24 protein-coding genes are annotated in these 22,697 nt (G+C 30.7%); 3 read left to right on the top strand and 21 right to left on the bottom strand.

Annotated features, from left to right (window positions below; translation table 11 throughout):
- Nucleotides 1–16: 16 nt before the first annotated feature.
- Genes asrC through asrA form a run of 3 tightly spaced genes read right to left on the bottom strand, consistent with a single transcriptional unit; the run spans nucleotide 17 to nucleotide 2,796 of the window.
- Nucleotides 17–973 (bottom strand): sulfite reductase subunit C, encoded by a 957-nt coding sequence (gene asrC / locus ABWP20_RS01550; RefSeq protein ID WP_353093059.1) that lies wholly within the window; start codon nucleotides 971–973, stop codon nucleotides 17–19.
- Between the two features lie 12 nt (nucleotides 974–985).
- Nucleotides 986–1,774, bottom strand: a complete 789-nt coding sequence (gene asrB / locus ABWP20_RS01545) for an anaerobic sulfite reductase subunit AsrB (protein ID WP_353093057.1) — start codon at nucleotides 1,772–1,774, stop codon at nucleotides 986–988.
- Complete coding sequence (gene asrA, locus ABWP20_RS01540) at nucleotides 1,774–2,796, bottom strand: anaerobic sulfite reductase subunit AsrA (protein ID WP_353093056.1); 1,023 nt, start codon at nucleotides 2,794–2,796, stop codon at nucleotides 1,774–1,776. The genes asrB and asrA overlap by 1 nt, the downstream gene beginning before the upstream one ends.
- Nucleotides 2,797–2,930: 134 nt before the next feature.
- Between asrA and ABWP20_RS01535 the strand changes: the two genes are divergently transcribed.
- Nucleotides 2,931–3,599 (top strand): Crp/Fnr family transcriptional regulator, encoded by a 669-nt coding sequence (locus ABWP20_RS01535; protein WP_353093054.1) that lies wholly within the window; start codon nucleotides 2,931–2,933, stop codon nucleotides 3,597–3,599.
- A 30-nt stretch (nucleotides 3,600–3,629) separates the two neighbouring features.
- Here ABWP20_RS01535 and ABWP20_RS01530 read toward each other — a convergent pair whose 3' ends face one another.
- The 8 genes from ABWP20_RS01530 to ABWP20_RS01495 form a co-directional block, all read right to left on the bottom strand.
- Nucleotides 3,630–5,816, bottom strand: coding sequence for a DUF3160 domain-containing protein (locus ABWP20_RS01530; protein WP_353093052.1), 2,187 nt, complete (start codon nucleotides 5,814–5,816; stop codon nucleotides 3,630–3,632).
- Between the two features lies 1 nt (nucleotide 5,817).
- The gene (locus ABWP20_RS01525) at nucleotides 5,818–6,531 is read right to left on the bottom strand and encodes a hypothetical protein (RefSeq protein ID WP_353093050.1); all 714 of its coding nucleotides are present in this window, start codon (nucleotides 6,529–6,531) and stop codon (nucleotides 5,818–5,820) included.
- 155 nt (nucleotides 6,532–6,686) lie between these two features.
- Nucleotides 6,687–7,574: a DNA-3-methyladenine glycosylase family protein gene (locus tag ABWP20_RS01520; protein WP_353093048.1), complete on the bottom strand. Its 888-nt coding sequence runs from the start codon at nucleotides 7,572–7,574 to the stop codon at nucleotides 6,687–6,689.
- Between the two features lie 97 nt (nucleotides 7,575–7,671).
- Entirely contained in the window at nucleotides 7,672–8,937 is a 1,266-nt protein-coding gene (locus ABWP20_RS01515; RefSeq protein WP_353093046.1) for a Glu/Leu/Phe/Val family dehydrogenase, read from the bottom strand.
- A 234-nt stretch (nucleotides 8,938–9,171) separates the two neighbouring features.
- Entirely contained in the window at nucleotides 9,172–10,398 is a 1,227-nt protein-coding gene (locus ABWP20_RS01510; protein ID WP_353093044.1) for an FAD-binding protein, read from the bottom strand.
- Nucleotides 10,399–10,428: 30 nt separating this feature from the next.
- On the bottom strand, nucleotides 10,429–11,220 hold the full coding sequence (locus ABWP20_RS01505; protein WP_353093042.1) for an electron transfer flavoprotein subunit beta/FixA family protein: 792 nt from the start codon (nucleotides 11,218–11,220) through the stop codon (nucleotides 10,429–10,431).
- 18 nt (nucleotides 11,221–11,238) lie between these two features.
- On the bottom strand, nucleotides 11,239–12,378 hold the full coding sequence (locus ABWP20_RS01500) for an acyl-CoA dehydrogenase (protein ID WP_353093040.1): 1,140 nt from the start codon (nucleotides 12,376–12,378) through the stop codon (nucleotides 11,239–11,241).
- A 233-nt stretch (nucleotides 12,379–12,611) separates the two neighbouring features.
- Entirely contained in the window at nucleotides 12,612–13,247 is a 636-nt protein-coding gene (locus ABWP20_RS01495; RefSeq protein WP_353093039.1) for a redox-sensing transcriptional repressor Rex, read from the bottom strand.
- A gap of 137 nt (nucleotides 13,248–13,384) precedes the next feature.
- Between ABWP20_RS01495 and ABWP20_RS01490 the strand changes: the two genes are divergently transcribed.
- A complete protein-coding gene (locus ABWP20_RS01490) occupies nucleotides 13,385–13,612 on the top strand; it encodes a hypothetical protein (RefSeq protein WP_353093037.1) in 228 nt (75 codons plus the stop codon).
- Nucleotides 13,613–13,651: 39 nt separating this feature from the next.
- Here ABWP20_RS01490 and ABWP20_RS01485 read toward each other — a convergent pair whose 3' ends face one another.
- Nucleotides 13,652–13,939: a CC/Se motif family (seleno)protein gene (locus ABWP20_RS01485; protein WP_353093035.1), complete on the bottom strand. Its 288-nt coding sequence runs from the start codon at nucleotides 13,937–13,939 to the stop codon at nucleotides 13,652–13,654.
- A 119-nt stretch (nucleotides 13,940–14,058) separates the two neighbouring features.
- Between ABWP20_RS01485 and ABWP20_RS01480 the strand changes: the two genes are divergently transcribed.
- Entirely contained in the window at nucleotides 14,059–15,969 is a 1,911-nt protein-coding gene (locus tag ABWP20_RS01480; protein ID WP_353093033.1) for an ABC-F family ATP-binding cassette domain-containing protein, read from the top strand.
- A gap of 164 nt (nucleotides 15,970–16,133) precedes the next feature.
- Here the strand turns inward: ABWP20_RS01480 and tsaD are convergent, their stop codons facing one another.
- The 9 genes from tsaD to ABWP20_RS01435 all read right to left on the bottom strand — a co-directional run bounded on the left by tsaD (nucleotide 16,134) and on the right by ABWP20_RS01435 (nucleotide 22,557).
- The gene (tsaD, locus tag ABWP20_RS01475) at nucleotides 16,134–17,138 is read right to left on the bottom strand and encodes a tRNA (adenosine(37)-N6)-threonylcarbamoyltransferase complex transferase subunit TsaD (RefSeq protein WP_353093031.1); all 1,005 of its coding nucleotides are present in this window, start codon (nucleotides 17,136–17,138) and stop codon (nucleotides 16,134–16,136) included.
- A gap of 18 nt (nucleotides 17,139–17,156) precedes the next feature.
- Entirely contained in the window at nucleotides 17,157–17,600 is a 444-nt protein-coding gene (gene rimI / locus ABWP20_RS01470) for a ribosomal protein S18-alanine N-acetyltransferase (RefSeq protein ID WP_353093029.1), read from the bottom strand.
- Between the two features lie 2 nt (nucleotides 17,601–17,602).
- Nucleotides 17,603–18,304, bottom strand: a complete 702-nt coding sequence (gene tsaB / locus ABWP20_RS01465) for a tRNA (adenosine(37)-N6)-threonylcarbamoyltransferase complex dimerization subunit type 1 TsaB (protein WP_353093027.1) — start codon at nucleotides 18,302–18,304, stop codon at nucleotides 17,603–17,605.
- Nucleotides 18,301–18,759, bottom strand: a complete 459-nt coding sequence (gene tsaE, locus ABWP20_RS01460) for a tRNA (adenosine(37)-N6)-threonylcarbamoyltransferase complex ATPase subunit type 1 TsaE (RefSeq protein ID WP_353093025.1) — start codon at nucleotides 18,757–18,759, stop codon at nucleotides 18,301–18,303. The genes tsaB and tsaE overlap by 4 nt, the downstream gene beginning before the upstream one ends.
- Nucleotides 18,760–19,060: 301 nt before the next feature.
- Nucleotides 19,061–19,738, bottom strand: a complete 678-nt coding sequence (locus ABWP20_RS01455; RefSeq protein WP_353093024.1) for a DUF6199 family natural product biosynthesis protein — start codon at nucleotides 19,736–19,738, stop codon at nucleotides 19,061–19,063.
- Between the two features lie 483 nt (nucleotides 19,739–20,221).
- Nucleotides 20,222–21,322: a glycerol dehydrogenase gene (locus tag ABWP20_RS01450; RefSeq protein ID WP_353093022.1), complete on the bottom strand. Its 1,101-nt coding sequence runs from the start codon at nucleotides 21,320–21,322 to the stop codon at nucleotides 20,222–20,224.
- A 139-nt stretch (nucleotides 21,323–21,461) separates the two neighbouring features.
- Nucleotides 21,462–21,803 carry a hypothetical protein gene (locus ABWP20_RS01445; RefSeq protein WP_353093021.1) on the bottom strand — a complete coding sequence of 114 codons (342 nt, stop codon included), beginning with the start codon at nucleotides 21,801–21,803 and terminating at the stop codon, nucleotides 21,462–21,464.
- 114 nt (nucleotides 21,804–21,917) lie between these two features.
- Nucleotides 21,918–22,310 carry a retropepsin-like aspartic protease gene (locus ABWP20_RS01440; RefSeq protein ID WP_353093019.1) on the bottom strand — a complete coding sequence of 131 codons (393 nt, stop codon included), beginning with the start codon at nucleotides 22,308–22,310 and terminating at the stop codon, nucleotides 21,918–21,920.
- Between the two features lies 1 nt (nucleotide 22,311).
- Nucleotides 22,312–22,557: a hypothetical protein gene (locus ABWP20_RS01435; protein WP_353093017.1), complete on the bottom strand. Its 246-nt coding sequence runs from the start codon at nucleotides 22,555–22,557 to the stop codon at nucleotides 22,312–22,314.
- Nucleotides 22,558–22,697: the final 140 nt, after the last annotated feature.

The following is a 22,697-nucleotide window of genomic DNA, read 5'->3' as shown; positions in this document are numbered from 1 at the left end:
TACTCTTTTTATTATTTTACCAATAAATATGCTCAGCTACTTTTGCATCCTTTGGCAAATTCACATCTTTTAATGCCCATTTTTTAAATTCTTGATATCCTGTACGATCCACTATATATCCAACATGTTCCTTTGGAAGAGTACGATCAATATATTCATCCACATAATCATAGGTGTTTTGAATGATTTTAATAATTGATGCTTCATCAACTCCTTTTATAAAAGTCTGAGCTAAACGGGGACCTTTCTTTCCAGTTCGACCCATAATAACTAATTTATATCGTTTTTCTTCTTTTCTTGACCATGCCTGCATAGGGCAAGTCAAAACACATTCACCACATTCTATACAAATGTCTTCATTTCTTACTACCTTTCCATCTACTATCTTTAACGCACCAACAACACGTTTCTTACAGTTCTTCACACAGGCTTCACATCCTACACATCTGTAAGAGTCATATCTTACACCTGCCATTCCTATAATTCCAAAATCCTGCATATGTGCCTTTGCACAATCATTTGGGCATCCAGTAGTTGCTATTTTAAAATGATGGTCATGGGGAAATATGGCTCCTTCTATTCTTTTTGCAAACTCTGTAGTATTGTAATTCGCATAAGGACAGACTCTATTTCCAATACATGAAGATATATTTCTCGTTCCTGAAGCAGGATATCCTTCTCTTGGATTGTCAATTTGAACTCCATATGGCAGTTCTAATTTCTCAATTATTGGGCTTATTATTTCGTTAATTTTGTCCATATTGACAAAGTCAATTCCAGTTATTTCAAAGCCTTGTCTTGAGGTAATATGTAATTTACCATCTCCGTATTTTGTGGCAATCTCATACAATGTAGGGATAACCTCTGCTGGTAACTGCCCTCCAGGAATTCTTATACGTATAGAGGTTTTATTTCGTTGTTTAGTAATTCTAAATGCATTCTTTTTAATTTTTTTGGTATTTAAGTCTAACATTTATTTTCCTCCTTAATCTATTAATTTAGCAGCCTTATCATATCTAAATACTGGACCCTCTAGACATATATAAGTTTCATCAATTTTACAATGTCCGCATTTTCCAATTCCACAGGACATTTTTCTTTCAAATGAAACCCAAATTTGTTCATCCTTAATACCTAGTTTTGATAACTCAATTCCAGTAAACTTCATCATTGGCGGCGGTCCCACCATGATCACACTGATATTTTCTATATTAGGAAGATTAAGTTTAGATACATGCTCTGTTACAAATCCTGTATTTCCCATCCAACCTTCTTCTGGTTTATCAATAGTTAGACAAATATCCATATTCTTTTCCCACTCTCTAAAAGAATCTTTAAATAGAATATCTTGAGAAGATTTAAATCCACTAATTAACTTAAAGCTATTTATTTTATCTAAATTCTTATGAAAATAATTAATTACACTTTTTACAGGAGCAAGACCTGTTCCACCTGTTACCATAATTAAATCCTTACCAAAATGAATTTCTGGTTCAAAGTTATTACCATAGGGTCCACGAATCTGTAAAAAATCTCCTGCTTTTTTATTAAAAATTGCATCTGTTACATGCCCTACTTTTCTTATGGTTAACTCTATTAATTCATTATCAAAATCACTGATGGAAATAGGTACTTCCCCAAATTTAGGAACAGATACCTGAACAAATTGCCCTCCTTTAACATCCATAATCCTTTCAACAAAAAATGTATAATCAATATCTGTATGTTTAAGGATTTTCTTTATTTCTGCAGGATAAGTCATATATGGATTCATTATTTTTCCTCCTTATTTTCTTCATTAACCTTTTTAGAAACTAAATTAATGCATTGTGCAAAGGATATATATTCTGGACATCTATCATCACAACGCCCACAGCCAACACACATTGTTTCTCCAAATCGTTTCTTGAAATCATAGATTTTATGCATTGTCTTGAAACGCATTCTCGAGCCATAATCTCTCCTAAAGGAATGTCCTCCTGCCATATCAGTGAATTTGTCTACCTGGCATCCTGCCCATACACGACGTCTTTCACCATTATCTGGATTTTCTTTATAATGAATATCTGTTGTTGTAAAGCAAGTGCATGTTGGACATGAAAAATTGCAGCGGCCACAGGCAATACATCTATTTTCATAATCCTTCCACATATCATCATTAAATAAGGAAAAATCCAATTTTTCTGCATCAGGAATTGTCACATTATAATGATTTTCTAAAACATATTCAGGAATAAATTCAATTTCGCTTTCTCCCTTAAAGTCTTCTTTAAATTCAGTATCTTTAACTTCAATATGAACCTTATCATCAAAAAACTTAATTGCCATGGAATAATTATCTGTTTTATTAGTTCCCATGGATACACAGAAACAATTCTCAAAACTATTACTGCATCCCATTAAAATAAATTTAGTATTTTTTCTTCTTCTTTCATAGTAAGGGTCTTTAAAACTTCCATTTTTTAAAAATATATAATCCATTTTATCTATTGCATGAATATCGCATGCACGAAGAAAAATTATATATTTCTTTTCCTCATAATAAGGTTCACTAAGTCTTTCTTCTTGAATATTAAAAATTGTTTCTGTTACTGGAAACAATACTTCCTTTGCTGAAAAAATGGATTTTTCTTTATACTCAATTTCCTCCACATTTGTAATTTTCTCATAACGTATATTATCCGTATCAGAAAACCTTCCTCCTCCTGTTATTCGAACAGGTCCATAAACTTCATAATCTTTGCTCCATTTTTCAAGATATAAATTAAATTTAGTATTTATTATTTCGTAGCCCATTAAGTATCCTCCTCGCTAATTATAATGATGCTTTAACTCATTATAGTCTATATAAAGTAAATGAACTGTGAAATATATCACAATTATGATAAAATAATAATATAAATTAAAAATAGATAATGGAGGTGGATATTATGATTCAATTAAATAATTTAAAGTCTTGGAAAAACATTTCAGAAAAAACAAAGGAAAAATTTTTAGATAATTCTTCTTATCTGGAATATGCTAAAGGAACTACTATCTATCTAGAATCAGACCCAAATCCATTAATCTATCTCATTCTTTCCGGATATATAGTATTATCCAAAACATCTATAGAAGGAAAAGAAAAATATTTATATTATCTTTCAAAGGGGGATTTTATAAATCAATGTGTCATTGATGGAAGGGGTACTGCTACTACTGCAAAGGTTGTCAGCGATTCATCTCTAATTGGTATAAATAAAGATATTTTACTTAATTTAATGAAAGAAGATTTTGATTTTAATCTCCTTATGCTTAAATCCTTAGCAAATATAATCCGTAGAAGTCAACGTCAAATCCTAAATTTGGGAAGTTATAATACTAGCCAGAGAATAGCCTCTAGATTATGGAAACTATCTAGGGATTATGGCGAAAAGATAGGTGATTATATATTAATCAATGCTCCCATAAATCAAACTGATATTTCTCATATGGTAGGAGCATCTAGGGAAACTGTCAATAGATTCTTTAAAGAACTGGAAACTAAAGGAATTATCCTTCTAAAAGGTCATAGTATTATAATTACAGATAGGGATAGACTCTTGGAATACATAAATTAAAAGCATGCTGGATATTCAGCATGCTTTTAATTACTCATCATATTCTGGATAAGGTATTTCTCCTTTTCCTTCTCTTATAAAAGAATTTGTCCAATTAGGCATAGGTGGCTGCTTATCTTCTTTTATGAGCTCTTGCCATTTTTCATCTGTCAATCTTTCATCTGAACTAAATTCATGATAACTAAATACTGCACCTCTTGTAAGATATAATTTACCTCCTATAGGCACCACTGCATAAATCTCATATGCTGGACCTACTCCTGCTTCCATATATCCTTCATCACTTTGGGGATTTGGTGCAATAGTATGGAAATCTGCTATTACTGCCATGTTTTTATCTGTTTCAGAAGTTATCTCAAACCATCGTAAATTCTCTCCAGAGAAAGAAGCTGTTAAACTCTCTAACATACCTCCGTAAACTTGAATTTGAAAATATTCATCACTAGTCAATTCTTCATTTCTAAGTTCTTTTACTGAGCAATTTATTAGAAAACTTAAAAGTTCTTCAAATTGTTCCATTTTCATATCTATATTTTCTATAGTTAAACTTCTAGCAGATAAGTTTTTCCTTGAAAATTTAGTTAGCCATAGTAGTTTTTCATATACTTCGATATTAGGTTCCACATATCCTACTACCTCTTCAGATCCTCCACCACCACATTCTGCAGCAGATTGTTTTCCATAGAGAATAGTATCATGTTTTAACTCTGCCCAAGAACCTAATGCTGTATTTAAGTCTTTATCTATCCAAGCTTCATTGGTCATAAAAGATGGATAACCTTTATCAAAAGGTTCAAGGAATCCTAGCAATGTCCAAAGCCATCCTTGATACATATTGCTGGTCCAATCCTTATGAGATAGTTTTGAAAATTTATCTTTCATCCTATTAAATTCTTTTAGATAATCTTCCCTAAATTGATTTTCTTTAGATAACTGAATTTCCTTTGCTTTTTCCGAACCTAATACTCCCATTACATCTAATCCTGAAGGTATTGGTCTAACTATAGGCTCCACCAATTCTTGGATTGTTTCAGCATCTAATGTATATCTCTGTCCCATAAGCCTAAATTGTTTTCCTGATGGAGTAGATACAGTAGTATATTTTGCCTTTACCCTTGGCTCAGGTAATTTATCAGCTTCTTTATAGAATTCATCTAATTTTTTTCTGTCATTTAGCTTGTTTAGATTTGGAGTCTTTCCATATATTTTAAATAATAATTCTCCATATTGATAAATACTTAAATCATCAGAGCTTCCAACAAAGAAATTAGTTGGCTCATATATATTTTCCCATTTATTATAAACATTTTTATCAGAATACAAACTATAGGTAATTAAGAGAGCCTGTAGAGTCTGTTCTATATTTCTTTCTTCTTTTTCTTTGAAATATAGTGGAAATGGAGCTTGCCCATACCACATCATAGTCTTGAAATATCTCTCAAATTCCTTTGACCTAGTATAATGTCCTCTTATGGTAAATTGACTATAATCTAAATCATATGGAAATATAGTTGACTTATTAAAACCTAAATGGTTATCAATCTTTTCCTGTTCTTCCAAAGCCATGTTCATTGCATCACTAGGCACCCCCTCTGGAATGTCTTTTTCTAATGCTAATTGTGCAGTAAGAAAAAATGCAATATTTTTTAACTGAATATCCTTCATCTCTTTATCATTTAGTTTATTATAGATACTAATAGAATCTTTTAACATACTATCTGTCATTTCTTCTACTAATCCTAATAATTTATCATTCTCCAATGTTCGCAGTGTATAATCATAGAATATATGATATACCTGCAAAACTGAGTCAGTTGTGACAAAGGATGGTATATCCTTATATTCATTATCTTCGTAAATATAAAATAATTGCTCATTCTTACTAGGATTTACCACAAAATTATTCTTTACTATAAACTCTAATTGTTCTTTAGAAAATTCACCGAATATGTTTAAATTTTCAATATTAGATAAATCATCTTTTACTTTATATGGCTTAACCTTTGCCTCAAACTTCAAAGGCTCATATGGAACTTCTATATTTATTAATCCATGGTTTACTTCCATATTAGTTTCTTTGTCATTTGTATTATCTTCTGACGAATTAGTTAAATCTCCTTTCTCAATTTTACCTACTTCTTTAGAAACACATCCAGTAGTTAAAATAGATATTATTAGCATAAATGAAATAATTGAATATAATAAATTTCTTTTCACTTTAATTCTCCCTTTCTATTATTAAATTATTACCTTTAAGTTTTACCAACCCTAAATATGTCTCTTTTCCTTCTCTAACTTGAATATGTGCTTCTCCATCTTCTATTGTCAACTCCTTTATATTTTCATAATCTTTAGATTCCAGATATCCTTCAAAGCCAAATCCTTTCCATTTATATGTATTAATAACATTTCTATTATTCTCTAGTATCTCAACGGAGATTATTTCCTCAACATTATCTCCATCTATATCATAAAAGTTATAGTCAATAAAAGGTCTTGCTAGTCTTGACCCTCTCCATTTAGGTTCTAATTTTCCATGTTCAAAAGAATATATAAATGGTCTTTTAGCCATTACTTGATGAAATGGAGATTTTTTATACACTCCAATAGATATTTCATCTTTTCCATCTCCATCTATATCTCCAGTTATGACCTTCCAAGGATTAAACTCTGAAAAATCCTCCCTATATATTTCCTTCTTATCTTCTAAGGAAAATATAATTATTTCATTACCGAATTTTTTCCACCTTGATCCTGTCAATACCACTAGATACTCATTATTATCTTCAATGATATTTCCTATGGCATAGTCTTTAACCTTTTCTTTTATTTCTATAGGAAGTTTAACTTGATTTCCTGAAAAAAATAAAAATAAGCTAATTAAAATTAAGAAAACTGAGGGCACAATTATTTTAGCTTTTAACCTACACATTTTTTCACCTCTTTACTATCAGTATATCAATATTATGTTAAAAAACAAATTACAAATAATTTACAATATTAAAATAACCAGTGTCCAATGGACTCTGGTTATGCCTACCTACATTATTTTCCAAATAATGATCTCTATTTTAATTGTCAACTATCCTATTTTCCTATACCTAATTCCCTTGCATAATAAAATAAATATTGTTGTGCAAAGCCTGCAAGACTGCCAAATATCCTAGCTCCATGGGAACCTATTAGTTTCACATTTGTATCTTCCTTTAAATAAAAATGTTCCATAACTCTTTTAACCCATACATCCACTGGAAAAGCATCATCTTTATTAAAAGCAAAAAGCAAAATACAATCACTTACTTTTGGTCCTACTCCCGGTAAAGTCATTAAAAGTTCCTTGCCTTCGTTTCTACTTAAATTGTAAATGGAATCTAGATTCAATTCTCCATCTGCTATAATCTTTGATGTCTGTACTATCCTCTCTCCTCTAAATCCTACTTTGCATATTTCCTTTAAATCTTCTGCCTTAGCCTTTGACAAACTTTCAGCCTTAGGAAAGCTATAATATTCTTTTCTAGATAAATCATCCGTATTTATTTTCTCTCCATAATGTTTAGACATTAGTTCTATGGATTTTTTTATTCTAGGGATTTGATTATTAGCTGATGTTATAAAGGATATTACCATTTCAAAAGGTTCTTGATTAAGTATTCTAATTCCTTCACCAAATTTAATTGCTTCAGCTAATATTTTATCCTTAGATAATTCTTTCTTTATCTCATCATAATCCCTATCTAAATCAAAATAATTATACCAGATATTATCAAAATCTTCCCTATTTGTATTAGATAGTATAATGTCATTATTTTCTTTCTTTACATTAAGTACTTTCCCATAAGCTACTGTAGTATAGGAATTATCTTCTTCTACTGTCCACCTAAAAGCTTGACCACATTCAAATATATGCTTAGGATCAAAATTTTTCATGTCCTTTAATATTATTCTATCTTTTTCTTCAATAATGTTATAGTTCATATAATTCTCCTTTTTATTTAAAAATATCTCTAATAATTATATATTACCCTTATTAAATATAAAAAAACTGGCCTAAGCCAGTTTTTCTATATTTATATTAATACCATCCTCTTAATTTCATTACTTCCGCTACTTTTTTAACTGAATGCATGTAAGCAGCTTTTCTGAATGTTACATTATGGTCTTTAACGATTTTGTAAATATCGTTGAATGCATTAACCATAGCAACTTCTTGTTTTTGTACAACTTCGTCTTCTCCCCAATAGTATCCGTATAGGTTTTGTACCCACTCAAAGTAGGAAACTGTAACTCCACCAGAGTTTGTAAGTATATCTGGAGTAACTGTAATTCCTCTCTTTTCAAGTACTACGTCTGCATCTGGAGTAATAGGTCCATTAGCAGCTTCACATACTAATTTAGCATTGATTTTTTCAGCAACTTCAACTGTAACAGCATTTTCTAATGCAGCTGGAACCATAACATCAACGTTTAATTCCCAGAATTCATCTAATGTAATCATTTTTCCTTTTGGATAATTAACTAGATTTCTATGTTCTTTCATATAAGCTGCCATATCATCATAGTCTAATCCTTCTTCATTGTATATAGCATAAGTACCTACTTCTTTTGCCCATTCACCAATAGCTACTATTTTAGCTCCTTGTCCTTGAATGTTTTTAACAGTGAAACTACCTACGTTTCCGAATCCTTGAACAGCTACTTTTGCTTGTTTCATATCTATGCCTAATTTAGCTGCTGCTTCTCTAACGATAACTGATACACCAAATCCAGTAGCTTCATTTCTACCTTTTGATCCACCCCATGCAACTGGTTTACCAGTAAATACTCCAACTGCAGCTGAACCATTTAATTTGTTGTATTCGTCAACCATCCAAGCCATAATTTGACCATTAGTATTTACGTCTGGAGCTGGAACATCTATTTTTTCTCCTAAATACTTATAAAGTCCTTGAACATATCCTCTTGCTAATCTTTCTAATTCTCCTTGTGATAGAGTACTTGGATCAACAGTGATTCCGCCTTTTCCTCCACCATATGGGATACCTGTTACGCAGCATTTAAAAGTCATCCAAATTGATAAAGCCTTAACTTCATCTACATTAACTCCTGGATGGAATCTAACTCCACCTTTAGCAGGTCCTATAGCATCATTATGAACTGATCTATAGCCTTTAAATATTTTTACTGAACCATCATCCATTTTAACAGGAATAGAGATTTCTATAACTCTTTGTGGTTCTTTAAGTAATTCATAAACTGCTGGTTCTAAACCTAATGCATCACAAGCAGATTTTACTTGTAATTGGGCACTTTCTAATGGATTTAAATTTTCTTTTGACATTGTACAAAACCCCCCTATAATTTAAATAGCGAAACTTTATTTAGTCATACAGCATTTCACTGAAATTATAACACAATGGAATTTTTTTGTAAACATTTCAGAATATTAGCAATTAGCAGAGAACAGTTAACAAAGAACAATTAAAACTGAAAATCAAATAAAAGCTTTATAATTCTTACTTTCTCTGAAATCTTAATTGTTAAACGTTAACTGTCCATTTTACATTATTAATTACTAATTATTTAATGCCTTAAATGCTTCCATTATATCATCTACATTATCTAATGCTTCTATAAGTTCTGGTAATACTTCATAAACATCTCCAACTATACCATAGTCAGCAATTTTAAATATAGGTGCATCTGCATCTTTATTTATAGCAACTATAACTTTAGATTCTTGCATACCAGCTAAATGCTGAATAGCTCCTGATATACCACAAGCAACATAAAGTGAAGGTCTAACAGTTTTTCCTGTTTGTCCTACTTGGTGATTATGTTCTATCCAACCAGCATCAACAGTAGCACGAGAAGCACCTACTACTCCTCCAAGTTTTTTAGCTAAGTCTTCGATTAGCTTAAATCCTTCTGGATTTCCAAGTCCTCTACCACCAGATACTATTATCTTAGACTCTTCTAATTGTACTTCTGCTTTTTCACCTTTAACCACTTCTGTAACTTTAGCTCTTATATCTTCATCTTTTAATTCTGGTACAAATTTAACTATATTGCCTTTTCTGCTTTCATCATATTTAGCTTTTTCCATAACTCCTGGTCTAACTGTAGACATTTGTGGTCTATGGTCTGGACATATGATTGTTGCCATTAGATTACCGCCAAATGCTGGACGTGTTTGCATAAGTCTTCTATTTTCTAAATCCACGTCTAGTTTAGTACAGTCAGCTGTAAGTCCTGTGTGTACTCTAGCAGATATTCTAGGTCCTAAATCTCTACCAATATTTGTAGCACCAATTAAAATAATTTCAGGTTTTCTTTCTTTAACTAAATCATATATTACCTTAGTATATCCCTCCGTTGTATATACATTTAATAGTTCATGATCAGCATATAAAACATTATCCGCACCATATTTAACAAGCTTTTCAGCTAAATTATCCACATCTTTACCTAATAATACAGCAGTTAACTCTGTATTTAGAGCATTTGCTATTTTCCTTCCTTCTCCAACTAATTCTATAGCTACATTAAGCAATTCTCCGTCCCTTTGCTCTGCAAAAACCCACACACCTCTATATAAATCTACGTCTACTCCGCCCGCTCTATGTTTCTTTTCTTCTTTTTCGATTGCATTTACAGGACAAGCCTCTACACATTGCCCACAAGCCGTACATTTTTCGTTTATTTTAGCCTTCTTATTTACCATATCAATAGCTTCAAATGGACATACTCTAACGCATTTTCCGCAGCTAATACATTTCATTTCTATAACTTTCACAGCCATTTAAATTTCCTCCTTTATCTAATGATCATATTAAATAAGATGTTTTTCTTTTAATTTCACTACTAACCCTCTAGCAGATTCCTTGGCATTTCCTTGTAAAATTTCACCTACACCTGTTCTTCCTTGTGGTGTAAATGATTTATTTACTTGAGTAGGAGAACCATCTAATCCTAAATTGCTAAAATCAGCATCTATATCTTTAGCAGACCAAATTTTTACATTATCACTCTTATAAGCATCATATATACCCTTAATAGAAGGATATCTTGGCTCATTTAATTCTTTTATAGCTGTTAAAAGCACAGGCATTTCTGATTCTATAACAAAATGTCCATCTTCCAATGCTCTTTTAGCTATAACCTTGTCATCTTTGATCTTTAATTCTTCAACATAAGTTATTTGAGGTAAATTTAAATGTTCTGCAATTTGAGGTCCAACTTGTGCTGTATCTCCATCTATTGCTTGTCTTCCACAGAAAATAATATCATAATCTTTTATATTTTTAATTCCTGTTGCTAAAGCTGTAGATGTAGCCCAAGTATCAGAACCTGCAAAAGCTCTATCTGATAATAATACAGCCTCATCTGCACCCATAGCTAAAGCTTCCCTAAGAGCAACATCCGCTTGAGGAGGTCCCATACTTAATACTGTTATTTTAATATCCTTATGTTCATCTTTAAGTCTTAAAGCTTCTTCCAGAGCATTTCTATCATCTGGATTTATAATGCTTGGTACTCCTTCACGAATAAGCGTTCCACGAACTGGATCTATTTTAACTTCATTAGTATCTGGTACTTGTTTTAAACATACTATAATATTCATTTTCTTCCTCCTAACTTATTATTTTAACACCTGAGCTGCTATAACCATTTGTTGAACTTGAGATGTACCTTCGTATATTTCCGTAATCTTAGCATCTCTCATCATTCTTTCCATAGGATAATCTTTTGTATATCCATATCCGCCAAATAGTTGAACACATTTAGTAGTTACATTCATAGCACAATTTGCTGCGAAAAGTTTAGCCATAGCTGCTTCTTTGCTATATGGAAAATTATTAGCTTTGTTATATGCTGCTCTATAAACCAAAAGTCTAGCTGCATCAATTTCTGTAGCCAAATCTGCCACCATCCATTGAAGTCCTTGGAATTTAGCTAGTGGTCTGCCAAACTGTTGTCTTTCTTTTAAATATTTTACAGTTTCATCTAAAGCACCTGCAGCTATACCAAGAGCTTGAGAAGCTATACCAATTCTACCGCCATCAAGGGTAGCCATAGCTATTTTAAATCCTTCTCCTTCTTTACCTAATAAGTTTTCTTTTGGAATCTTGCAATTTTGGAATATTAGTTCTGCTGTAGCTGAAGCTCTAATGCCCATTTTCTCTTCAATCTTTCCTATACTAAATCCTTCACGATCTTTCTCAACTATAAAAGCAGATATTCCTCTTGTTCCCTTACTCTTATCAGTCATAGCAAATATTATATATGTATCTGCCTGTCCTCCATTTGTAATAAATATCTTTGAGCCATTTAAAATATAGTCGTCTCCATGAAGTACTGCTGTAGTTTGTTGTCCTGCCGCATCTGTACCAGCATTAGGTTCTGTTAAACCAAAAGCACCTAAATGTTCTCCCTTTGCTAAAGGAACTAAATATTTTTGTTTTTGTTCTTCTGTTCCGAATTTGTATATTGGCCAACATCCTAAGGATGTATGAGCTGATAATATAACTCCTGTAGTAGCACAAGCCTTTGATAATTCTTCCACAGCTATAGCATATGATAATTCATCTCCACCTGAACCACCGTATTCAACTGGAAAAGGTATACCAAGCATATTATACTTTGCCATTTTATTGACAGTTTCTCGCGGAAATTGTTCCGTTTCATCTATCTCTGCAGCAATAGGCTTTACCTCTTTTTCGGTGAATTCCTTCATTACATTTCTTACCATTTGTTGCTCTTTAGTTAGTTTGAAATTCATATATTATTTCCCTCCCTAATATATTGGCTATCCCTATGATTACATTATAAGCCTTTTATCTTTTTATTTCCAGTGATATCGTTAAATTTTTATCCTTAATTTTTAATATAAAAAGCCTAATTATTCAATATAGTTGAATAATTAGGCTTTTTCATTAATCTTTTGTTCATTTAATTTATATTCTTTATGATTTCAGTTATTATTTTAACATCTCAATTTGTTTATATCCATCTCTAATTATATTTATCTTTTAGAAAATATGAAAGTGTAAATAAGCTTTCATTTAAGCGTACATTCTCCACTATCATTTCTTCAGGAACATTTAAGTCTGTTGGAGCAAAGTTCCAAATTCCTTTTACTCCAGCTTTTATAAAAGCATCTGCTATTTCTTGAGCATTATCTTTTGGAGAGGTAATGATTCCTATATCTACATTATTTTCCTTAATAAAATCAATCATAGTATCTACATCTCTTATTTCAATATCTCTAATCTTCAACCCTATGAGTTTTGGATTTTTATCAAAAAGTGAAAGTACTTTGAAACCAGCATCTTCAAAACCTTTATAATTAGCTATGGCCTGACCTAGGTTTCCTGCACCTGCTATTACAGCTTTATATATAGTCTCTAATCCAAGGATTTTAGCTAGCTGTCCATGTAACTCTTCTACATTATATCCATATCCCTGTTGTCCGAATCCACCGAAATTATTTAAATCTTGTCTTATCTGAGAAGCTGTAAAGCCTGTCATATTACTTAATTCTTGAGATGAAATTCTGTTAATTCCTTTATTTAATAATTCTCCCAAATATCTATAATATTTAGGTAACCTTCTTATAACTGTTATGGAAACCTTGCTGTCTCTGTCCATCCTGTAATCACCACCCAATAATATTTTACAGATTATTATAACATCGTGATATTAATATGTCAATTTACTTACATAATGTTTTTTTGAATATTTTATTACCTTTTTTGACATAATAATTCTTGAAAGGAGCAATTTATATGGCAAGCAAAGAGCAACTTAGAAAAATAGCCTTATATTGTAATGAATATGACCCATCAAGAAATAATCTAACATCAAATACTCTAACCTCCTCTGTACGTGCTTATGAAGATAAGTATGAAAACTGTATAAATTGTATTCATTATACTAAGGATGGTAAATGTAATTTAAATTTAATTGATCCTATTCTATCTTCAATGGCAATGGAACAGGATTTAAAATCTTGAAATACTCCTAAAATTTATAGGAGTATTTTCTTTATTAAATCATAATATTAAACCATCTACATTTAAAGACTTTATCCATAAAATCTTGTTAAGACCAATTTTCAATCCATCATTACGTACCTTTATATTTGGAGAAATATATATGTCTATATCTCCTTCTTTATGCATAATAAAAGAATCATTATTATATGGTTTTCCAACCTTCACCGATGGTTGATAGCTAGCACATCATCCTCCGCCTATCCTCTCAATTATAATTTGTATAGAATTATCTCCAGATTTATTTTTTATATACTCTTTTGCTTTTCTATCAATATATATATCCATTTTCTCCCTCATCATTACATAACTTTAGTTTATTTTACCATATGGGGGTATCAAAGACAATGGAAAACGAATATATTTTTTGATACAATATAAAAGAATAATATTTAGGAGGAAATAAAATGTTAGTCCTTTCATGTAGCAATATAACTAAATCTTATGTAACAGACACTATTTTAGATGGTCTTAGCTTTACTGTAGAAGATGGAGATAAAATTGGGGTAATTGGACTAAATGGTTCAGGTAAAACCACCCTTTTCAATATTTTAAGTGGAGAAATTACAGAAGATAGCGGAGATATATATATTCAAAAAGATATAAAGCTTGGATACTTAAAACAGCATACAAAAATAGAAAGTGATAAAACTATATTTAATGAATGTTTAAATGTTTTTCTTCCATTAATAAAGATGGAAGAAGACCTGAGAATACTTGAACATGAAATATCATTAGAAAGTGAAAAAGGTACAACTGAAAAACTTAATGATTTAATGGATGAATATGCTCATATGTCAGAAAAATTCTTATCCTTAAATGGATATGGATATAAATCAGAAATTAAAGGAACCCTTAAAGGCTTAGGCTTTAATGATGAAGACTTAGAAAAGCAAGTTAATGTCCTTAGCGGAGGACAGAAATCACGCTTATCCTTAGCTAAGCTGCTTCTTGAAAAGCCTAATATTCTCTTATTAGACGAGCCTACTAACCATTTAGATATAGATGCCATAGATTGGTTAGAAAAGTTTTTAAAAGATTATAAGGGAGCAGCCCTTATAATTTCCCACGATAGATACTTTTTAGATAATGTTGCAAATAGAATATTTCATATAGAAAATTTAAAATTAAACATTTACAATACTAATTACTCTAATTTTATGATTAGAAGAAAAAAAGAATTAGAAATATATAAGAAACATTTTGAAGACCAGCAAAAAGAAATAAAAAGGCAAGAAGAAATAATTAGTCGATTTATGAACTATGGAGGCTCTAGATATATAAAGCAGGCTCAAAGTAGACAAAAAACATTAGAAAAAATGAAAATAATGACGAAACCTACTGAGCAGAAAAAAACTAGGATAAAATTCGAACCAAAAATTAAATCTGGAAGAGATGTTCTAAGAGTTGAAAAATTGGAAAAATCCTTTGGAGAATTTAATTTACTAAAGGATATAAACTTTAACATTTATAGAGGAGAAAGAGTAGGTCTTATTGGGACTAATGGTATAGGAAAGACAACCTTATTTAAAATAATCCTAGGCCAAATTCCTAAGGGTAATGGAAATATTCTTGTTGGACATCATGTTGTCAGTGGATATTTTGACCAAGAAATGTCCAAGCTTAACCTAAATAAAACTATTATAGATGAAATATGGGACGAAAATCCAAACTTTGACCATTATCAAATAAGAACTATGCTTAGTCAATTTATGTTTATAGGTGATGATATATTTAAGGAAATCTCAGAACTTAGTGGAGGAGAAAAAGGTAGACTTTCTCTGCTGAAACTAATGTTATCCAATTCAAACTTTTTATTAATGGATGAACCTACAAACCATTTAGATATTGATTCTAAGGAAATTTTAGAAGAAGCACTACTTGATTATGAGGGCACATTATTTGTGATCTCCCATGATAGATATTTCTTAAATAGAGTAACCAATAAAATCCTAGAATTAACTAAAGATGGAATTAAGGAATACTTGGGAAATTATGATTATTATTTGGAAAAGAAAAACGAAATAATATATGTAGAAGATGATGATAATGGTAAAACCAAAACTCAAATTAAACTAGAAAAAAGAAGAGAAAAAGAATTAATACAAGAAGAAAGAACTAAAAAAAAGAAAATAAATAATTTAGAAGAGAAAATAGCAGAAGAAGAATCCAAACTTGAAGGGTTAGATAATCTTCTTTGTGACCCTCAAATATATGAAAATCCCGAAAAAATTGTTGAACTAACGAAAAAAAGAGAGGAAGCTAAGCTTAAACTAGATGGACTATATGAAGAATGGATTTTATTAACTGAAGGGTAATTTCACATATAATTCACATGTTATACACAGTACCCACAAGTTTATCCACATCTCAAGGCCTTTATTTTAAGGTTTTCTCTAGATTATCCACATTGTCCACATATTTTTACAATAAATTATCCTATTATATGTGGACAATATATGAAATAATTTGTTTGAAAATGCTAAATTAACTCTAAATTTGGCACAACATTTAAATGAAGATCCGATTCTTTACCTTCTTTATAGTTGAAATAAGCAGCTGCACCAATCATTGCAGCATTATCTGTGCATAATATCCTAGAAGGATAAAATATTTCTATATTTTCTTTCTTTCCTCTTTCTTCCATCATATCTCTCAAACCTTGATTTGATGCTACTCCACCAGCTATAACTATTTTATTTGATTTTCTTTCACTGGCCAATCTAAAGGACTTATCCACAAGCACATCTAATACAGCTTGTTGAAAAGATGCTGCTACATCTTCTATTACAATCTCTTCACCTTTTTGTCTTGCCTGATTTAAATAATTTAATACTGCTGTTTTAAGACCACTAAAGCTAAAATCATAGGACTTTGGCTCTAATAATACTCTTGGAAAATCTATTGCTCCTTTGTTTCCAGATTCAGCTAGTTTATCTATGACTGGTCCTCCTGGATAGGGAAGTCCCAAAGCTCTAGCTACTTTATCAAAGGCTTCTCCTGCCGCATCATCTCTTGTTCTGCCTATTAATTCATAATCAGTATAACTATTGGCCTGTACTAAATAGGTATGTCCACCTGATACTATTAAACATGTAAAAGGTGGCTCCAAATCTTTATGCTCAATATAGTTTGCACAAACATGTCCCTGAATATGGTTTACTCCAATAATAGGTATATCTAAACCATAAGCTAATGCTTTGGCAGTTGATATGCCTATTAACAAAGCTCCAACTAAGCCTGGTCCCTGAGTAACCCCTATTAAATCTATATCACTAAATCCAATATTTGCTTTATCCAATGCTTCTTGGATAATTGGATCTATACTTTCTATATGTTTTCTTGAAGCTATTTCTGGTACTACACCTCCAAATTTCCTATGAATATCTATCTGGGAAGATATTATATTAGATAAAACCTCCCTGCCATCTTTAATCACAGCACAAGAGGTCTCATCACAGGAAGTCTCTATGGCTAATGTCAACATAATATACACCTCTTAATTCTATAATTTTTTCCACATAATTATTGCATCCTCATTATCATCTGCATAATAATTTGGTCTAATTCCCGATTCAACAAAATCATATTTCTTATATAAGCTTTGAGCAACTATATTAGATTCTCTAACTTCCAATGTCATTGCACTAATTCTTTGTTCCTCACATAAATAAATAAGCGCCTCTACTATAGCTTTACCTGCACCTATTTTCCTATATTTACTTTCTACTGCTATATTAGTTATATGTCCTTCATCTAATATAAGCCATATACCACCATATCCAACTACAATATTATCAACTTCTGCCACCATATACCTAGCTAGCTGATTTTTTGTAATTTCAAGTAAAAATGCCTCCTTTGACCAAGGAGTAGTAAAAGCATCCTTCTCTATTTCCATTATCCTATCTAAATCTTTCTCTTCCATTTTACGGATAATTATATCCATATTTATCGCTGCTCCTTTTCCCTCAACTCCCTCTGAGCTTGAGATTCCCTTAAATATTCTGGTACTAAAGTATAACAATCATCTGTATGACCCTCATTATATTTTATAAGGGCTAATTCTCCAACACTAGTTGCTCTACAAAAATTTTGACCAATAGTTGAAAATCTTACTTTTTCTTTTAATCCTTCTTGAATTTTTCCCTTATGTAATAGAGAACCATCTCCGTTTACTAGTACCTTATCATAGGATTTATCGAGAATATCTAAAAGATAATATATATCCAATACATCTGGATCCATTATTGTCTTAATTTTGCCATTTTCCCAAGTATATATACCAGTATAAACCCTGTCTCTCCTTGCATCAATCATTGGTACAACAATTTCTCCATAAGGCAAATTAAAAGCTAAAGCTTCCAAAGTAGATATACCTACTACTGGTTTTTTAAACAAATGGGCAAATGCCTTTATTGTTGCAACACCAATTCTAAGTCCTGTAAAGGAGCCAGGTCCTATGGCTACTCCATAAAGGTCAATATCGCTTACCTTTAAATCTAAACTATCTAAGACTTCCTTAACCATAGGGACTAATTTCTCTGAATGAGTCTCTTCTTGATTTAATGAATATTCTCCTAATACTCTATTTTCATCTAATACAGCACAAGTTGCCATCATTGTTGATGTATCTAAAGCTAATATCTTCAATTTTTCTCCAACTCCTTAAGTATCTCTATATATCTATTACCATTTCCTGTAATATTTATTACCCTATCACATATATCTTTACCCTTTTCAATGTTTAGAACTATTCTTTCCTTAGGCAGCAATTTTTCTATTCTCTCTGCCCATTCTATTATGCAAACACCATTTCCATAAAAGTATTCATCAAATCCTAAATCATAAATTTCTTCTACATTTTCCAATCTATATACATCAAAATGATAAACCGGCATATTTCCGCTATATTCATTTATCAAAGCAAATGTTGGACTAGTTATATAATCAGTAACTCCAAGACCTAATCCTATTGATTTAGTTAAAGTAGTCTTTCCTGCCCCTAAATCGCCATTTAAACAAAGAATATCACCAGCTCTTAGGATACTGCCCAATTTAATTCCGAAATCTGTTGTTTCTTCCAATCCATTTAATTTTATTTCCAAAAGTATCAACCTTTCAAATATATTGCTAATATTATATTATATCATAGTCAATTCACAATGCACAGCATACAATCTACATTTTATAATACAGTAAGCTAGGAAACAACTTTCTAACTTACTTTTATAATTTAAAATTGATGCCGCACAAAACCAGCAATCCCTTATTCTCCTAATATAAGTTTTTATCTCTTTTTATAAATTAGAATACTTCCTATTCTTCTCATATCACTAAGCTAATCTTTCTATTTATCTCCCTATTATTCTTTTCTTTAGATAATATTTTTTCTATTTTGTAACTTTTCTATTTTATAACTATAGGATACAATATCAGTGCAAATAAGATTATTAATATCCCTCCTAAAACATTCATATTTATTGCAAATTCAGTAGGCTCTCCATTTTCTACACATAGAAAATGCTGGAATTTCCAGAGTTCTCTTGGATATATAACTCTCGCTAATCCTACAGCTATTAAGATTGATAATATTAAAAAAAATGGAAGTACATAACCTTCTAATCCCTCATTAAAATTTATAACCTCTTCGATTCCATCAGCCAATTGAACATCATAAGGCTTATTATTTTTTTCTTTCATTCTTGGTAATGAGCTAAAAACATAATGCTCATATGTCCTGCCATCAGATAAAATAATTTTTCTCCCAATCCCAGACCCATGAGATGCATCACAAATTATTACTTTATCTAAATAATAAATAGTATATTTTTCTGCAAGATATAAGCTTGTATCTCCTTTTTCTTCTATACTTACGGTTAGGATATTATCTTTCTTATCTTTAAATATAATGTTTTTTGTATCATTTATTTCTTCTCCTATATATCTGAATCTTTCTTTATCTATTGAAAACCTTTTGTTAATTTGATTAGTAGTCAATATAATTATTCCTAAAACTGTGACTATACATATAAATGAAATTATATAAATCCTCTTTTTCTTTATTCTATTATTTAATTCCTCCATTTCCTCTCCCCCTTTATATACTTTATTACATTATACCCATGATTTACTTAATATGACAGTCATATCCTTATTCTTTGACCTTTCTATTCTATCTATCACAATACTATTCTATATAGCAAATACAGTTATTTCTCCTATTTTATTTACATTATATACATAGAATTATGTTGGTTTATCAATCCTAGCACCATAATGAAAGTTAGAAGATTATTTACCTTTTTTATTTCCATTAAATAAGTGTGCTTAAATTCATAGTCTAAGCTGGCTAGTCTAATTATCTCTAATCTTGTATGTTTGAAAGAATTCCTTTTGCACCTATAATTTTGATTACGAAGCGTTTTTCCTCTAAATATTCTAGCAAATGAACTTTCCCACCTGAATATGAATATAAAATTATTTTTTCATTCAAATAGATAAAACCTGTCCATATATTTACAGGGACAGGTTCTTATGATTTAATTATTTAAATACTTATAATATACTTTAAATATATTGTTTCTTAAAGTTTTCTCCTATGGCATCTGCAGCTAATATTGCTGCATATACATCTTCTGCTGTTACTTTAAATGGCATGTAATGAATAGTTTCCCCTTCTACACAACTTATTTTTGCTGCCTCCATTAACTTTTCTTTTGAAACATTAGACATATTTAAATCAGCCAATGTAGTTGGTAGTCCTACTTCATTACAGAAATATAGTACTTCATCTAATTCTTCCATAGATGCATTCTCTAATACTAATTGAACTAATACTCCAAAAGCAACTTTTTCACCATGATAAAACTCATGAGCTTCTTCTATTACAGTTAATCCGTTGTGAACAGCATGAGCAGCACCAAGTCCGCCACTTTCAAATCCAAGACCACTTAGAAGTGTATTGGCTTCTACTATTTTTTCTACTGCCTTAGTTACAACTTTCTTTTCTACAGCTAGCTTTGCCTTTAGTCCTTCGTTTATCAGCGTATCATAGCATAAATTAGCTAAAGAAATAGCAGCGTCTGTAGCAAGTCCACCAGCCATAGTTGTTGAGCCTGATTGAAAACTAGCCCTAGCTTCAAACTTTGTAGCCAAAGCATCTCCCATACCTGCAACAAGTAATCTTACTGGAGCAGATGCAACTGCTTCTAAATCAATCAATACAACGTCTGGATTCTTTGGTAAAAGTAAATATTCATCGAATTCTCCTTCATCTGTATATAATACAGATAATGCACTACAAGGCGCATCAGTACTTGCAATAGTTGGAATTATGACTACTGGCATACCCTCATAATAGGCAATAGCTTTTGCAGTATCATGAATTTTTCCTCCACCTATACCAATAATAACATCTGCACCTATTGATTTTACTTCTTCTTCAAGTCTTTTTATTTCTCCTTTTGAACATTCACCATTAAACTTTGCAAAATGGATGTTAGCAGAGTCTCCGAAACTTTCTTTCACAGTTTCTCCAAATCTTTTATAACCTGATTCACTAATTATAATAAAGAATGATTTTCCTAAATTTCCTACATGATCCTTAATTCTCTTTAACTCACCAGCACCTTGTATGTATTTTCCTGGTGAAATTATGATTTTTGCCATAAGCATACCTCCTTAATTATTTTTAATTAATATACCCATGATTGGTAATTAACAATCAAATTATAGAGATGTTTTATATTGCATCATGGCAATATAGATAAAGATAAATAAAAAATGAAAAATAATAAATTCAAATTATTTATGTCCATATTGTGTTCATTTCCCAACCTTTATCCATACAGATACTTTTGATTTCATCTTCAATCTCTTTAATCCTACTTTTCTTTGCACCCCAATCGGAGCTAAATAGTCCATAATCTCCACCACCAGCAATTATATCAATTACACAGTTATTTTCATCTTTTATCTTAAATATTAAAGATGTCATTAACTGTGTATTATTTCTAAAATAATATTTCTCACTCATAAAAATACGAATATTATCCGATGGTTGAATAGTGTATTCTTTCATATCATTATTTATGTAATTAACAATTTCCCCTACACTTTTACTTTTTATTACTAACCTTTTACTCTCCACAGTTTATCCCCCCTCCAAAAATGGTCATTCATATAAATTTATACTATATTATGATAAAATATAAGTGAATAATTTACAAAAATGAACATAAATCTATAAATATACATTAATAAATTACAATTCTTTTTCATAAAGGGTAAAATCTACTAAATTGATTATTGTTTTAGCACCAATCATAAAATCCAAGCCTATAAGACCATTAATTCTATCCTTAGGGTCAATAACACCAAAGTCCAATTTGATATCTTTTAAAACTAAATTTCCGCATCTTATTTCATCTAACCTTTTTCTAATAGAATAACATGTCATTCCACCATAGCCTATAGCTTTTATCAACTCGTCATCATCCAAAAGTGGAATATCCATTTCTTCCAAATATTCTGTTGTAATAATTGTATGAGAAGCCCCTGTATCTATTATTACATCTTCTATAACAATAGATTTTTCTTTGAATTTAATTTCTATGGAAGTATATAATAGGCCTTTCTTATATTGTAATTTGTTCATATTACATACTCCTTCTTATCCCAATATTCTCCACTAATTGTATTACTACTTCTTCATTCTTAGTACTATATACAAGTTGTCCAGGTTTGCAATTAACAAATTCTTTCATTGCTTCTTTTCCATCTGAAATAGCCCTAATCACTGTCACATCATCCACATATTCCTTATTTCCTATAACCTTTGATTCCAATACTTCAAATTTAACAAATTGATTTGGATATATCTCTCTGACTTCTTGCCATTTCATATCTCACACCTCCACATGTATATTTGCCTTTATTATATCATAATCTTCTATTTCTAATTTATATTTTGGGATATAAATTTAAAGAGGATTGGTTTATTGATTAATCCTCTTTAAATTTTGAAAATTATCCTTTTCCAAAT

The organism is Tissierella praeacuta (assembly GCF_040396155.1).
In the GTDB taxonomy this organism is placed as follows: domain Bacteria; phylum Bacillota; class Clostridia; order Tissierellales; family Tissierellaceae; genus Tissierella; species Tissierella praeacuta_A.
Note: the sequence above shows the minus strand (reverse complement) of the source record. Positions and strands in the feature narration are given on the sequence as shown.